This is a genomic window from Nocardia sp. XZ_19_385, from assembly GCF_015355755.1.
Lineage (GTDB): Bacteria > Actinomycetota > Actinomycetes > Mycobacteriales > Mycobacteriaceae > Nocardia.
Map to the genome: position 1 here is coordinate 1,251,489 of NZ_JACVEE010000002.1, position 13,033 is coordinate 1,264,521.

12 protein-coding genes and 3 tRNA genes are annotated in these 13,033 nt (G+C 67.0%); 8 read left to right on the forward strand and 7 right to left on the reverse strand.

What is annotated here, in order from left to right:
- Positions 1 to 10: 10 nt before the first annotated feature.
- Together IBX22_RS18460 and IBX22_RS18465 are read right to left on the reverse strand one after the other, a co-directional pair.
- Positions 11 to 886 carry an ABC transporter permease gene (locus IBX22_RS18460; RefSeq protein WP_375540252.1) on the reverse strand — a complete coding sequence of 292 codons (876 nt, stop codon included), beginning with the start codon at positions 884 to 886 and terminating at the stop codon, positions 11 to 13.
- 137 nt (positions 887 to 1,023) lie between these two features.
- Positions 1,024 to 1,620 carry a bacterial proteasome activator family protein gene (locus IBX22_RS18465; protein ID WP_194816782.1) on the reverse strand — a complete coding sequence of 199 codons (597 nt, stop codon included), beginning with the start codon at positions 1,618 to 1,620 and terminating at the stop codon, positions 1,024 to 1,026.
- A 205-nt stretch (positions 1,621 to 1,825) separates the two neighbouring features.
- On the opposite strand from IBX22_RS18465, the gene IBX22_RS18470 reads away from it, so the two are divergent.
- Positions 1,826 to 3,028 (forward strand): cysteine desulfurase-like protein, encoded by a 1,203-nt coding sequence (locus IBX22_RS18470; RefSeq protein ID WP_194816783.1) that lies wholly within the window; start codon positions 1,826 to 1,828, stop codon positions 3,026 to 3,028.
- A 111-nt stretch (positions 3,029 to 3,139) separates the two neighbouring features.
- Here the strand turns inward: IBX22_RS18470 and IBX22_RS18475 are convergent, their stop codons facing one another.
- The gene (locus IBX22_RS18475; RefSeq protein ID WP_194816784.1) at positions 3,140 to 4,141 is read right to left on the reverse strand and encodes an NAD(P)H-quinone oxidoreductase; all 1,002 of its coding nucleotides are present in this window, start codon (positions 4,139 to 4,141) and stop codon (positions 3,140 to 3,142) included.
- Positions 4,142 to 4,224: 83 nt separating this feature from the next.
- Here IBX22_RS18475 and IBX22_RS18480 point away from each other — a divergent pair, with 83 nt between their 5' ends.
- Positions 4,225 to 5,400, forward strand: coding sequence for a lactate 2-monooxygenase (locus IBX22_RS18480; RefSeq protein ID WP_194816785.1), 1,176 nt, complete (start codon positions 4,225 to 4,227; stop codon positions 5,398 to 5,400).
- A gap of 106 nt (positions 5,401 to 5,506) precedes the next feature.
- A tRNA-Ser gene (locus IBX22_RS18485) sits at positions 5,507 to 5,591 on the forward strand.
- 4 nt (positions 5,592 to 5,595) lie between these two features.
- Here the strand turns inward: IBX22_RS18485 and IBX22_RS18490 are convergent.
- Positions 5,596 to 6,717, reverse strand: a complete 1,122-nt coding sequence (locus IBX22_RS18490) for a nitric oxide synthase oxygenase (RefSeq protein ID WP_194816786.1) — start codon at positions 6,715 to 6,717, stop codon at positions 5,596 to 5,598.
- A 442-nt stretch (positions 6,718 to 7,159) separates the two neighbouring features.
- Between IBX22_RS18490 and IBX22_RS18495 the strand changes: the two genes are divergently transcribed.
- Together IBX22_RS18495 and IBX22_RS18500 are read left to right on the forward strand one after the other, a co-directional pair.
- A complete protein-coding gene (locus IBX22_RS18495) occupies positions 7,160 to 8,194 on the forward strand; it encodes a HoxN/HupN/NixA family nickel/cobalt transporter (protein ID WP_194817785.1) in 1,035 nt (344 codons plus the stop codon).
- Positions 8,195 to 8,253: 59 nt separating this feature from the next.
- Entirely contained in the window at positions 8,254 to 9,348 is a 1,095-nt protein-coding gene (locus IBX22_RS18500) for an alpha/beta hydrolase family protein (protein ID WP_194816787.1), read from the forward strand.
- Here IBX22_RS18500 and hisC read toward each other — a convergent pair.
- Positions 9,341 to 10,420 (reverse strand): histidinol-phosphate transaminase, encoded by a 1,080-nt coding sequence (hisC, locus tag IBX22_RS18505; RefSeq protein WP_194816788.1) that lies wholly within the window; start codon positions 10,418 to 10,420, stop codon positions 9,341 to 9,343. The two genes, IBX22_RS18500 and hisC, sit on opposite strands and share 8 nt — an antisense overlap.
- A gap of 110 nt (positions 10,421 to 10,530) precedes the next feature.
- Here hisC and IBX22_RS18510 point away from each other — a divergent pair, with 110 nt between their 5' ends.
- The 3 genes from IBX22_RS18510 (at position 10,531) to IBX22_RS18520 (ending at position 11,536) form a co-directional block, all read left to right on the forward strand.
- Positions 10,531 to 11,244: a dienelactone hydrolase family protein gene (locus tag IBX22_RS18510; protein ID WP_194816789.1), complete on the forward strand. Its 714-nt coding sequence runs from the start codon at positions 10,531 to 10,533 to the stop codon at positions 11,242 to 11,244.
- 92 nt (positions 11,245 to 11,336) lie between these two features.
- A tRNA-Ser gene (locus IBX22_RS18515) sits at positions 11,337 to 11,426 on the forward strand.
- 37 nt (positions 11,427 to 11,463) lie between these two features.
- Positions 11,464 to 11,536, forward strand: a tRNA-Arg gene (locus tag IBX22_RS18520).
- Between the two features lie 192 nt (positions 11,537 to 11,728).
- Here IBX22_RS18520 and IBX22_RS18525 read toward each other — a convergent pair.
- Together IBX22_RS18525 and IBX22_RS18530 are read right to left on the reverse strand one after the other, a co-directional pair.
- Positions 11,729 to 12,073, reverse strand: a complete 345-nt coding sequence (locus IBX22_RS18525) for a hypothetical protein (protein WP_194816790.1) — start codon at positions 12,071 to 12,073, stop codon at positions 11,729 to 11,731.
- Positions 12,074 to 12,235: 162 nt separating this feature from the next.
- Positions 12,236 to 13,030 carry a hypothetical protein gene (locus IBX22_RS18530; RefSeq protein WP_194816791.1) on the reverse strand — a complete coding sequence of 265 codons (795 nt, stop codon included), beginning with the start codon at positions 13,028 to 13,030 and terminating at the stop codon, positions 12,236 to 12,238.
- Positions 13,031 to 13,033: the final 3 nt, after the last annotated feature.

Below are 13,033 nucleotides of genomic sequence, written 5' to 3' on the forward strand. Positions count from 1 at the left end.
CGGAGGCTCCTTATACCCAGTAGGGCACGCGCGAACGGTACCGCTTCATGGCGAAGATCGCGACGATCCAGCCGATCAGGGTGATCGTCCCCACGATCGCCCAGTGGTCCCAGCCCGACGGCTCGCCGAGCAGGGGGGCTCGCACGATTTCGAGGTAGTGGAAAGTGGGCACGAGCTCGACGATCTTGGCCCGGTCGCCGCCGCCCACCGACTGCAGGGTCTTGGTCGTCCACATCACCGGCGTCAGCACGAACAGCATCAGCGTGGTGCTGGACAGAATGGGCGCGATATCGCGGTAGCGGGTGCTGAAGATGCCGAACACGATCGACACCCACGCCGCATTCAGGAACAGCAGCAGGATCGCCGGAACCGCCAGCAGCACGGACCAATCGAGATTCTTCCAAACGCTGAACGCGACCAGCAGCACGGCATAAATGGCCATGTTGTGCGCAAAGAAGAGGAATTGCCGCCACACCAGGCGATAGACGTGCACGCTCAACGCCGACGGCAGCTGTTTGATCAGGCCCTCGTTGGCGATGAACACCTCCGAGCCCTCGATCAGGCTGGCCTGGATCACATTCCAGACGATCAGGCCGACCGTCACATACGGCAGGTATTCGGTCAGCGGCTGATTCAGCAGCGTCGCATAGAGAATGCCCATCGCCGCGGCCTGCAGGCCGGTGGCGATGGTGATCCAGAACGGGCCGAGCACCGAGCGGCGGTAGCGCTGCTTGATGTCCTGCCAGCCCAGCGACAACCACAGTTCACGCTGGTTGAAACCGTCGCGGAAATCTTTGAACGCCCGTTGGAAGGTCTGCGAATCCGACACGATCGGCTCCGCCGGAACGGCTTCCGCGGCGAGGGGTTCGTCGGTGGTCACAGGCACTGTGCTTTCTTCAGGACGCACCGCACTCACGTCGGAGTCGGGGCGAGCGGCAGCGGCGGACACGGTGCTCGACACTACCCTTGCGAATTTGACCGAGAACGGCCGGAACCACGGTGACCGGATCGTCCGGAACGGGCCTACAGGTACTGCCCGGAACCACCCGTCACGTGGTCCGGCCTGCCGGTACGGGATTCGCTCGCGTGACTGCCGGGCGGCAGCGCACCTTGACGCATCTGCTCCAGCTGGGCGCGGGCGGCCATCTGCTGGGCGAACAGCGCGGTCTGGATTCCGTGGAACAGGCCTTCGAGCCAGCCGACCAGCTGCGCCTGCGCGATGCGGAGTTCGGCGTCGGTGGGCACGGCGTCATCGGTGAAGGGAAGGGTCAGGCGTTCCAGTTCGTCGCGGAGTTCCGGCGCCAGGCCCTGCTCCAGTTCGCGCACCGAGGACCGGTGGATCTCGCGCAGCCGGGTGCGGCTGGCGTCGTCCAGCGGTGCCGCGCGCACCTCTTCGAGCAGCTGCTTGATCATGGTGCCGATGCGCATCACCTTGGCGGGCTGCTCGACCATGTCGGCCAGCGATTCGGCGGCCTCCGCGCCGTCATCCGCGGCGCCGGGCTCGTCGTCGGAAACCACCTGGGCGTTCAGCGGAGTACCGGCATCGGCCGGGATGACCAGGTGCCGCCCGTCGGGTCCGACCACAACGATGGAATCGGGTGCGTCATCCGAATGCGTCATGACCCCCATCATGTCATCCGTTCTCGAGGCTTGCCGGTCCGTGTTTATGTAAGGGCCGGGCGGCCTAAACTGTTCGGGTCGTCGTGTGGTTCGGATTTTGCTGAAAGTCGGTTGCCATGCATTCACCCCGGTCGCTGCGGTGCCATCTGCCAGTCAGGTGGAACACGGTTACGCAGCCTCGCCCGCTGCCCTTAGAGTGGCCAGCATGACTTACGACGTCGCGAGGGTTCGGGGCCTGATACCGTCCCTGGGCGACGGCTGGATCCACTTCGACCCGCAGGCGGGCATGCTGGTTCCGGATTCGGTATCGCGTGCCGTGTCAACGGGTTTCCGCACGTCCGCCTTCTCGCACATCGGTCGTAACGGCGCCGCCGTGCGCAGCGCCGCCATCCTGGACTCGGCGCGCGAGGCGGTCGCCGATCTCGTCGGCGGCGACCCGGCGGGCGTGGTCCTCGGGCCTGATCGCGCGGTGCTGCTGGCCTGGCTGGCGGAGTCGCTCAGCTCCCGGCTCGGGCTCGGCACCGGCATCGTGCTGTCCCGGCTGGACGATGAAGCCAATGTCGCGCCGTGGCTGCGCATCGCGAATCGATATGGCGCGCACGTGCGCTGGGCCGAGGTGGAGATCGAGACCTGCGAGATGCCGTCCTGGCAGTTCGAGGAATTGATCGGGCCCACCGCCCGGCTGGTGGCGTTGACGGCCGCGTCCCCGATCGTGGGTTCCGCGCCCGCGGTGCGGGTCGCGGCGGACCGGGTGCACGAAGTAGGTGGCCTGCTGGTTGCCGACGCGGTCGGCGCGGCCCCGTACGCGCTCATCGATATCGACGAACTCAACGCCGACGTGATCGCGCTCAGCGCGCCCGCGTGGGGTGGCCCGCAGATCGGCGCGCTGGTCTTCCGCGACCCGGCGTTCCTCGACCGGATTCCGTCGATGTCGTTGAATCCGTACGCCAAAGGCGCCGAACGCCTCGAGGTCGGCGGCCATCAGTACGCGCTGCTGGCCGGTCTCACCACCTCCATCGATTTCCTCGCCGGCCTGGACGAACGGGCCTCCGGCACGCGGCGCGAGCGCCTGGAAATGTCGATCACTTCGCTGCAGGACTATCACGATCAGCTGTTCGAGCACCTGATGGACGTGCTCGACAAGGTCCCCAACCTCACTGTCATCGGCCGGGCCTCGACCCGCATCCCGACGGTGTCGTTCACGCTCGCGGGAATGCAAGCGGAGAAGGTCGCGGCGAAGCTCGCGGACGCCCGCATCGGCACGCTGAGCGGTGTGCACGGCGGTAGCCGGTTGCTCGACGCGCTGGGCGTCAACGACGAAGGCGGCGCCGTCACCATCGGATTGGCCCCGTACACAACCAAATTCGAAATCGACCAGCTGGGCCGCGCCCTCACCGCCCTCGACTGATCCCCCGTCTCCGCGAGCACAGTATGCGAATCGTGCAGTTTTCCGCCCAATCGGGCGATTACGACCAGTTTCTCGGCCGAAGTGCACGATTTGCATACATCCGGGATGCCGTCAGTGCGTGACTCGGAGGGTGACCTTTCCGAAGGTGCCTGAGTCGTCGAGCATCTGGTGAGCCTGGGCTACTTCGGTGATCGGTAGTTCGGCGTGGATCACAGGGGCGATCCGGCCGTCGGCGAGCAGCGGCCACACGTGGCGGGTGACGTCGGCGATGACCTCGGCCTTGCTGTGCGTGCCGGTGGTGGGTCGTTTACGCAGGTTGGTGGCGTGGATGGTGCCCCATTTGCCAAGCAGTGCAGCGAGATTCAGCTCCGCTTTGGCACCGCCCTGCATGCCGATCACCACCAGGTGACCGTGATCGGCCAGTGCCTCCACATTGCGCGCCAGGTAGGCCGCGCCCATGTTGTCGAGAATGATGTCCGCGCCCGGCCCGCCCGCGCCGGACTGCTGGCCGCGGATGACCTCCACGAAATCCTGCTCCCGATAGTTGATCAGCACGCTCGCACCGAGCTCCGCGCACTGCTTCAACTTCTCGTCCGACCCTGCCGTCACCGCGACCCGGGCGCCGCGTTGCACCGCGATCTGGATGGCGTGCGTGCCGATCCCGCTGCCGCCGCCGTGGATCAGCACCAGCTGCCCGGCGTGCAACCCGGCGGTCAGCACCAGGTTCGACCACACCGTGGCCGCGACCTCCGGAAGCCCGGCCGCCGCAGCGAGATCCATCCCCTCGGGCACCGGCAACAGTTGCCCGGCCGGCGCCACGACGCGCTCGGCATACCCGCCCCCGGACAGCAGCGCGCATACCCGATCGCCGGTTTCCCAATCCCGCACGCCCGCACCGACTTCGGCGACCACCCCGGACACCTCCAGCCCTATGATCTCGCTGGCGCCCGGCGGCGGCGCGTAGAACCCCTGCCGCTGCAACAGATCCGCGCGGTTCACCCCGGCCGCGGCCACGTCGATCAGCACCTCGCCAGGCCCGAGGACCGGATCGGGCACCTCGGCCCACTCCATGACCTCCGGCCCACCGAACCCGTTCAGCCTGATTCCGCGCATACCCCCATCCTGCCCCAGCCCGGATAGCTGAGGCTCGGGAGATTCCCCCGCACGAGTCCGGGGGAGGGACTAGCGTTCCCGCCGTGAGCAGCTTTATCGACTTCCAGAACGAGATCTACCTGGCCGGACTGGGTGGCGCGGTGCCCGAATTGCCGATGACGGCAGCGGGATTGGAGCAGCGCGCCCGCGAGGTGCTGGGCGCGGCCGAGTTCGCCTATGTCGCGGGCAGCGCGTCGTCGGAGCGGACCGCCGCGGCGAACCGGTCCGCGTTCGACCGGCACCGGATCGTGCCGCGCATGCTGCGTGGCACCACCGGGCCCGGCGCGCGCGATCTGTCGGTGGAAGTGCTCGGGACCAAGCTGGCCGCGCCGGTACTGACCGCCCCGATCGGCGTGCTGGAGTTGATGCACGACAAAGGCGAGGTGATCGTCGCCGACGTCACCAAGGAGCTCGGCATCGGCACGGTGCTGTCCACCGCGGCGTCCTCCACCATCGAGGAGGTCGGCGCGGCCGCGGGCGACTGGTGGTACCAGCTGTACTGGCCCAACGACGACGAGCTGGCCCGCTCCTTCGTCGAACGTGCCGAGCGCGCGGGCGCGAAAGCCATTGTGGTCACCGTCGATACCCCGAGCCTGGGCTGGCGGCCGCGCGATCTCGAACTGGCGCACCTGCCGTTCCTGCACGGCAAGGGCATCGCGAACTACCTGTCCGATCCGGTGTTTCGCGCCAAACTGCCGAATCCGCCGGAGGAGAGCCCGGAGGCGATGCAGATCGCGGTCCTCACCTGGGTCGGGCTGTTCGGCAACCACACCCTGCGACCCGCCGATCTCGCGCACCTGCGCGAATGGACCGATCTGCCGATCGCGGTGAAGGGCATCCAGCACCCCGACGACGCCCGCCAGGTCGTGGACGCGGGCGCCGACGCGGTGATCGTCAGCAACCACGGCGGCCGCCAAGTAGACGGAGCGATCGGTTCCCTGGACGCGCTGCCCGCGGTGGTCGCCACCATCGGCGACCGCGCCGACGTCCTCTTCGACTCCGGCATCCGCACCGGCTCCGACGTGCTGGTCGCCTTGGCGCTCGGCGCGAAGGCAGTCCTCTACGGCCGCCCCTGGGCCTACGGTCTCGGCATCGGCGGTCGCGCGGGCGCCCGGCACGCCCTTCGCCTCCTTCTCGCCGATTTCGACTCCGCACTCGGCCTGGCCGGCTGTGCGTCACCCGCCGAACTGGACCGTTCGCTGATCGCCAGCACTCGCTGAAAGTCAGGGCCCCGACCAGCTCGCCGTCATCCCCGAGGTCTGCGCCCGCGTCGACCAGGTAATCGGCGCGCGTGCGGTCCGACGGGTGCGATAGCATCGGGGCCCTGGAGACGTGGCAGAGCGGCCGAATGCACTCGCCTTGAAAGCGAGCGTCGAGAGATCGACCGGGGGTTCAAATCCCTCCGTCTCCGCTTTCTATCCTCTGCGTACGAAGTTCGGCCGGATCGAGTCGTCCGGCGGATCGAAGTAGCGGTGGAAGGTCGGCGTCAGGCCCGAGGAGATCGGCGGGTTGACCCAGGACCAGTCGGTGGGGCAGGTGCGGCCCGCGGCTTGTTCGCGGGCGACGTGGTCGCAGAACTGTTTGGCGACGGTGTGATGGTCGACCACGTAGACCCCGGACTTGCGGTAGCTGTAGAGCACCGCGCGGTTGAGTTCGATCAGGGCCTGGTCCCGCCAGAGGGTGCGGGCGGCGGAAGTGTCCAGGCCCATCATCTCGGCGATCAGCGGGAGCATGTTGTAGCGGTTGGCGTCGGAGAGGTTGCGGGCGCCGATCTCGGTGCCGACGTACCAGCCGTTGAACGGCGCGCACGGGTAGGTGACGCCGCCGATCTCCAGGTCCATGTTCGAAACCACCGGTAGCGCATGCCATTTCAGGCCGAGTCCGGCGAACCAGTCGAAGTCGGGGTGTTCCAGATCGACTTCGCGCGCGAGCTCCTGGGGCACGTCGAACCAGCGGATCGGCTCGTCCGGAGTGCTGATCAGCACCGGCAGGATGTCGAACGGGGTGCCCGCACCGCGCCAGCCGAGCTTGTGCGCGAATTCGGTGATCGCGATGTGGGCGGCGTCACCGGTGACGGTGCCGTCGCCGTTGCGATACCCGGCGTAGCGAATGAGTTGTGGTGAGACGATGCGGAATTCGCGGCCGTCGGGCCGGCGCGGCGGGCCGACCGTGATCATGGATTGAACGGCGCCGCCATTGGTCGCCAGGCGTAAATGCTCCCAGCAGGCCTCTGCCAGGTCCTGGGCGGTGCGCACGTGCCGCGCATCAATCAATTTCAGTGTGCGCCAATGCTTCCGGCCGACGCAGCGGGCATGGTTGCGCCAGGCGAGTTTGGCTCCGATCAGGATTTCCTCGGCGGTCTGCTCGTAGACGGCTTCGTGTTCGAGTTCGCGCAATGCGACGCGGCGGCGATGGCTCGGCAGGTGCGCCAGTTCGGGTTGTCGGAAGAATTCGTCGCACTCGCGCAGCCGCCGTACTTGCTCCGGGCCGAAAGCGCCTGCGTCGGTGAGATGGTGGAACTGGCGAACGGGCAACATTTGGTTCACGATTTTCTCCGGTCGGGCATCAGGTACTGCGAGAAACAGACAAGACATCGAACGTGGAGCGTGGATCGATCACCGGCGCGCGCCGGCAGGGGTGGCGCCGTGCGGCCAAGGCCTCGCGAGAGTTCGCGCGAGGTATGCGCAGCGGACACCGGACGGCATCGGGGGAGCGCGGCCGGACCGTGTTCCGGCGATGCCGTGAGGTAGCCAACGCCCCGGAAAGGGGGACGAAGGCCCGTAGAAAAGCGTACGACCAGTGTGCTGACTGTGTGCCCGAATTCGGCGTAATCCCAGCTGGATTGGCGTGCGCTGTCAGTCAAGCGACCGAATCGAGGTTTGCCAGGGGCTTCTGGGCAACATCGCTGTCACACGCCTGTCGTACCGTTTAACGATCGGTTCATCGAGGTAGCGAGGTCTTGTGCGCAGCGTGATCGGGATGGCGGCGGCCGTCATCGCACTCCATATTCTCGGCTGGGGCACCCTGCTCCTGTTCGTGGTGCCGGGCAACCACATGGTCGGCGGCGCGGTATTCGGCGTCGGTCTCGGCGTCACCGCCTACACCCTCGGCATGCGGCACGCCTTCGACGCCGACCACATCGCCGCCATCGACAACACCACCCGGAAACTGGTCGCGGAGAACGGCAAGCAGAAGGTCCAGACCGTCGGGTTCTGGTTCGCCCTGGGTCACTCCAGCGTGGTGTTCATCCTGGTCGCGCTGCTGGCCTTCGGCGTCCGCGCCCTCGCCGCCAACCTCGAGGACGAGGATTCGTCCCTGCAGCGCTGGACCGGCCTGTGGGGCACCAGCGTCTCCGGCACCTTCCTGATCGCGATCGGCCTGCTGAACCTGGCCTCCCTGCTGGGCATCTGGCGCGTGTTCCGCGGCATGCGCCGCGGCGAATTCGACGAAGCCGCCCTGGAACGCGAACTCGACAACCGTGGGCTGCTCAACCGCGTCCTGAACCCGGTGGTCCGCCTGGTCCGCAAGCCCCGGCACATGTACCCCGTCGGCCTGCTCTTCGGCCTCGGCTTCGACACCGTGACCGAGGTGGGCCTGCTGGTCATCGCCGGCGGCGCGGCCGCGACCGGTCTGCCGTGGTACTCGATTCTCGTTCTGCCCGTGCTGTTCTCGGCCGGTATGACCCTGTTCGACTCGCTCGACGGCTCCTTCATGAGCTACGCTTACGACTGGGCTTTCGCCAAGCCGGTCCGCAAGATCTACTACAACCTGGTGATCACCGGCCTCTCGGTCGCGGTAGCGCTGCTCATCGGCGGCCAGGAGATCATCTCGATCTTCGTGGAGAAACTCGGCATCGAAGGCGGGCCCGTCGCCTGGATCGGCAACCTGGATCTCGGCGCCCTCGGCTACATCATCGTCGGCCTGTTCGTGCTCACCTGGGCGGTGGCGGTCGCCGTCTGGCGCCTGTTCGGAGTCGAACGCCGGTGGCAGGAAAACCTCGACGCACCCGCATAACTCGCCGCGAGAACCGCTGGCGCGCGGGAGAAACCGTACATTTCTGGCAGTATGGCGCTATGCGGTCTCGGCGCAGAACCTTTTCCGAGCACATCCGGACAAAGTCGTCGGCCCTGGCTTTACGTCGATTATCCGGCGTGCTCGTCACCGCCGCCCTGCTAGCGGGTGCGGCGGCAGTCGGGACGCCCTTTTCCCTCGCCGACGCCCCGGCCAAGCCGAACAGCGGCTCGTCGGACAAGCCGGACCCGGCCGAGCCCACCAGCCCGACGCCCGACAGACCCTTCATCGAAAGCATCACCCAGGTCAGCGATCGTAAGCTCCGAGTGTTCGTCTCCTCGCCCGCCATGCACCGCACCGTCGAGGTGCAGGTTCTGCTGCCGCGCAACACTTCTCAGCCCCGCCCCGTCGTCTACATGCTGGACGGCCGCAGCGCGAAGTCCGAGAGCAACAACTGGACCGTCCTCGGCGGCGCCGCGGAATTCTTCGAAGACAAAGACGTCACCGTCGTGCTCACTGTCGGCGGCCCGGCCAGCTATTACACCGACTGGTACCGCGAGGACCCAGTGTTGGGTCTGAACAGGTGGGAAACCTTCCTGACCGACGAACTGCCCCCGCTGATCAACGCCCGGTTCGACGGCAACGGCCGCAACGCCGTCATGGGCGTCTCGATGGGCGCCGAAGGCGCGCTGATGCTGGCGGTCCGGCAGCCGGAGCTGTACGCCGCGGTGGCCGGGCACAGCGGCTGCTACGAAATGGGCAGCGACACCGGCCAGGCTCAGGCCCGCGCCGTGGTCGCCACCTATAACGGCAAGGCGGACAACATGTTCGGCACCGAGGACGACCCGCAGTGGCGCGCCCACGATGTACTCTCGCAGGCGGAAGCGTTGCGCGGCAAAGCGATCTATCTGTCCGCGGGCAGCGGCATGCCCGGCAAGTACGACGTGCCGGGCAATCCGGAGGTGATCAGCGCCATCGGCTTCGGCGGTCCATTGGAGGCCGGCGCCTTCACCTGCACCCGTTCCCTCGCCGAACGCCTTGCCGCACTGCGCATCCCGGCCACGGTGAACCTGCGCTCCACCGGCACCCACTCCTGGCCGTACTGGGTCGACGAGCTGGCCGCCTCCTGGCCGGCTGTTTCGGCCGGTCTCAGCTGAAGCGTCCGGCGACTTCCGGATCGGTCGCGAACTGCAGGAACAGATCGTTCTCGTGCGAGTCACCGATGGTGACGCGCACGCCGTCGGAAGCGTAGGGCCGCACCAGAACTCCCGCGTCCGCACTCGCCTCCGCGAAGGCGCCGCTGCGCCCGCCCAGGGGCAGCCAGACGAAGTTCGTTTCGCTCGGCGGCACGTCGTACCCGGCCGCGAGCATCGCTTCCCGGACCCGCTCCCGCTCCACGATCAGGGCGTCGGTGCGGTCGAGCAGCTCCCCGCGCGACTCCAGCGACGCGATCGCCGCCGCCTGCGCCACCCGGTTCACGCTGAACGGAATATGCACCTTCATCAGCGCGGTGATGACCTCCGGATCACCGACCGCGTAACCGACCCGCAGACCCGCCAAGCCATACGCCTTGGAAAACGTGCGCAGCACAATGACATTCGGGCGACCACGGCCGAGTTCGACACCATTCGGGCACTGGCCGGACTCGGCCATCCGCAGGTATTCGAAGTACGCCTCGTCGAGCACGATCAGCACATCCGACGGCACGGCATCCAGGAAGCGCACCAGCGCGTCCCGGCCCACCGCGGTCCCGGTCGGGTTGTTCGGGTTACAGACGAACACCAGCTTCGTCCGCGGCGTCACCGCCGCCGCCAGCGCGTCCAGATCGTGCACATGATCCGAGGTCAGCGGCACCTGCACGGCCGTCGCGTGACCGACCTGCGTAACGATCGGATACGCCTCGAACGAGCGCCACGCGAACACCACCTCGTCCTGCGGCGAGCTGCAGGTGATCTGCACCAGCTCCTGCAACAGCGCGACGCTGCCGCAGCCGACGGCCACCTGCTCCACCGTGACACCCAGGAAATCCGCGAGCGCCGCGCGCAGTTCGGTGGCCTGATTGTCGGGATAACGGTGCGCCAGCTCGGCGGCCTCGCCGATCGCCTTCGCCGCCGCCGGCAACGGCGGCAGCGTGGTCTCGTTGCTGGCGAGCTTGACGGCGCCGGGATAGCTGCGGCCTGGGGTGTATGCCGGAATAGAGGAAAGGTCCGGCCGGATCTGCGCGCTCACCCCCTCACCCTAAACGGGGACAGGGTCGTCCGTACCGGAAAAATTGCGGTTAGAACGCGCTCACGTGCAACTTCTCGCCAAGATCAGGCTCTCGCCCTACTCTGGATTCCATGTCGGGCACCTATGACGATATTGCCCCCCTACGCCGAGCCACTGCACTGGCGGAGCGTCCTGACGCCGACAAGCAAGTGCCGATCATGGTGATAGAGCCGGAGGGGCATGCCCGCGGCGCCATCGTCGTCCTGCACGAGTCCCGCGAGTTCACCGCACCGTTGCTGGACCTCATGCAGTCGCTCTCGCTCGACGGCTGGACCGTCGTCGCGCCCAACCTCTTCCACCGCGCCAACGGTGATCCTTCTCACGAAGTCTTCGGCGACGAACTCTTCGACGACTTCGACGCCTGCCACGACTGGCTCACCGCGCACGGCGTCTTCCCCGACTGCATCGGCGTCCTCGGCTTCGACCACGCCGGCACCGCCGCCTTCCTCGTCGCCACCAACCGCCCGGTCGGCGCCGCCGTCAGCGTCGCCGCCCCCGGCATCATCGAACCCCTCACCGACGACTGCGACGCCCTGGTCCAAGCCGCCCCCGGCCTGCAAGCACCCTGGCTCGGGCTCTACGGCGCCGACGACCCGCACACCCCGCCCGCGCACATCGACCAACTCCGCGACGCCACCGGCCGCGCCTCCGTCGCCTCCCTCGTCGTCAGCTACCCCGGCCTGCACCACCGCGCCGACCACCCCGGCCCCGACGACGAGGACGACGCCGATTTCATCGCCGCCCAAACCCGCATCTTCGACTGGTTCGACAGCAACTTACGGTAGCTAACCAGGCGTTTTGTACTCTGCGCAGTGCCTGCTGTAATCTTCATGCTCGGCGGTTCGAAAGGACCGGTGCCCTCGAAGAGAAGGCTCCAGGAGGCGTGCCAGAGCGGCCGAATGGGACTCACTGCTAATGAGTTGTCCCTTCACGGGGACCGGAGGTTCAAATCCTCTCGCCTCCGCCAAGCCCGGTTCGCCGGGCAAGAACAACTGAATAACTATGCGCCCGTAGCTCAACGGATAGAGCACTTGACTACGGATCAAGAGGTTAGGGGTTCGAATCCCTTCGGGCGCACTTCATTCGCTCCGGTTTTGTGCTCGCGAAGAGCGCGAGCCGGGGCGAATTTCGTTCAGTGCCTTTGTGGGGGCGAAGCCCCCACACCCCACCCGGCGGGGCTTCGCCCCCCGGACCCCCTTCCTGGGTGCGCCATTCAGTCACCTCAGAACCGCGCTTGTTCCGCCGCGTTCTTGCAGAGGCAATCCCGGTCTAGCCGGAAGGGATGAGGTGGGCATCGGATATGCAATCCTCGCCGCTGACCTCGGTGCCCTTTTTGCGGACTGTCGCCTTCGTGCAGAAGATATGGAACGTGCCGTTCGTTGTCGTGACAGCGAGCTTGACATCTTGAGCTGTGCCGCTCCGCGGCGCAAGGCGGCTGGGTTTGCACTTTTTCGCTGTGATGGAAAACCTGTCGCCCGCGTCGTCCTGGTTTTCGACGTCCTGGGGTTCGGCGACGCAGCCGGAATACGTCCCAGTGTGCGGTTTGGCGGAGGCGTTCGGGATGCCCGCCACCATCAGTGCTGCCGCGCCAGCCGCTATCAGTACCGCTGCCATCTTTTTCAACTCTGTTGCTCCCTTCGTTCGGCAGACCCTGGACGTCTAGGGCCAGGGTCGTGCGTTGGTCGAATCGAACAACCCTCCAGAGACGTTGGACACCTCCACTGTCACGGCGGGGAATTGGCGGGTGTCCCGAGCCTGCCATGGCGTAGCGCGGGTTCACGGCAGCGACTGTCGCATGCCAGATGCCCTGGTGAGAGTCAGATGCTGCCGTGCTGTATGCCCTGCAATGCCGCTGGGCGGGCGGTGGTTACCGGTCTTTCCGCCCTTGGGTTCTCCGGTGTAGACGAGGTGTTCTCCGCCTGCTTCCTCGAAGGCTCGCAGTGCATTCGACGCCATCGGATCGCCCCACCCCGGAGGCCAGCACAGGAACAGGACGGAGCCATCTTTGGGCTCGTCCTCGAACTGGGCCAGGTCTCCGACGGGGAACCACCCATCACGCTGCCCAGGCGCTGCAGAGAATGAAGCGTTCCCGGTCCCGGGTGGGTTGGAGTCGAACGCCGCAATATCGACGCCGGCCGTAGCCAGCTGGCCGCTCCAATAACCGCGGCCGGCGCCCAGCTCCAGCACCTTGCGTCCTTGGGCGAACTGCCGGATCCACGTGATGGTCTCGGGTGAGGGCACCGCGTAAGCGAAGAGATCCTGCAAGATCGTCTCGGCATACGCGAGGCGCGGGCTGCCCTTCGAACGGCCGCCGTTAACCACCCGTCGACCACCCACGGTGCTCAGCGAGGGCGCGACAATGTCCCAGTACGGGTTGCCTGTTGGTGATTCACCGCCGGTTGCGTAATGCAGGACCCGTAGGTCGAACGCCGCGTCAGCGGCCGGATCATCGGTCCCGGGCAACCTCGGCGCCGTATCCAAGTACTCCGCGACCTTCGGATACTGGGTCCGAAGCCGCTGCTCGTCATCCAGCAGCGCCGCCAGCTCGGTTCGCCGTTCCGCGGTCAGCACGAG

Excerpts from the sequence above, each read along its gene's own strand:
- IBX22_RS18465 (WP_194816782.1), bottom strand. The coding sequence starts at position 1,620 with ATGACGCATTCGGATGACGCACCCGATTCCATCGTTGTGGTCGGACCC.
- IBX22_RS18470 (WP_194816783.1), top strand. The coding sequence starts at position 1,826 with ATGACTTACGACGTCGCGAGGGTTCGGGGCCTGATACCGTCCCTGGGC.
- IBX22_RS18475 (WP_194816784.1), bottom strand. The coding sequence starts at position 4,141 with ATGCGCGGAATCAGGCTGAACGGGTTCGGTGGGCCGGAGGTCATGGAG.
- IBX22_RS18490 (WP_194816786.1), bottom strand. The coding sequence starts at position 6,717 with ATGTTGCCCGTTCGCCAGTTCCACCATCTCACCGACGCAGGCGCTTTC.
- IBX22_RS18495 (WP_194817785.1), top strand. The coding sequence starts at position 7,160 with ATGGCGGCGGCCGTCATCGCACTCCATATTCTCGGCTGGGGCACCCTG.
- IBX22_RS18500 (WP_194816787.1), top strand. The coding sequence starts at position 8,254 with ATGCGGTCTCGGCGCAGAACCTTTTCCGAGCACATCCGGACAAAGTCG.
- IBX22_RS18510 (WP_194816789.1), top strand. The coding sequence starts at position 10,531 with ATGTCGGGCACCTATGACGATATTGCCCCCCTACGCCGAGCCACTGCA.
- IBX22_RS18525 (WP_194816790.1), bottom strand. The coding sequence starts at position 12,073 with ATGGCAGCGGTACTGATAGCGGCTGGCGCGGCAGCACTGATGGTGGCG.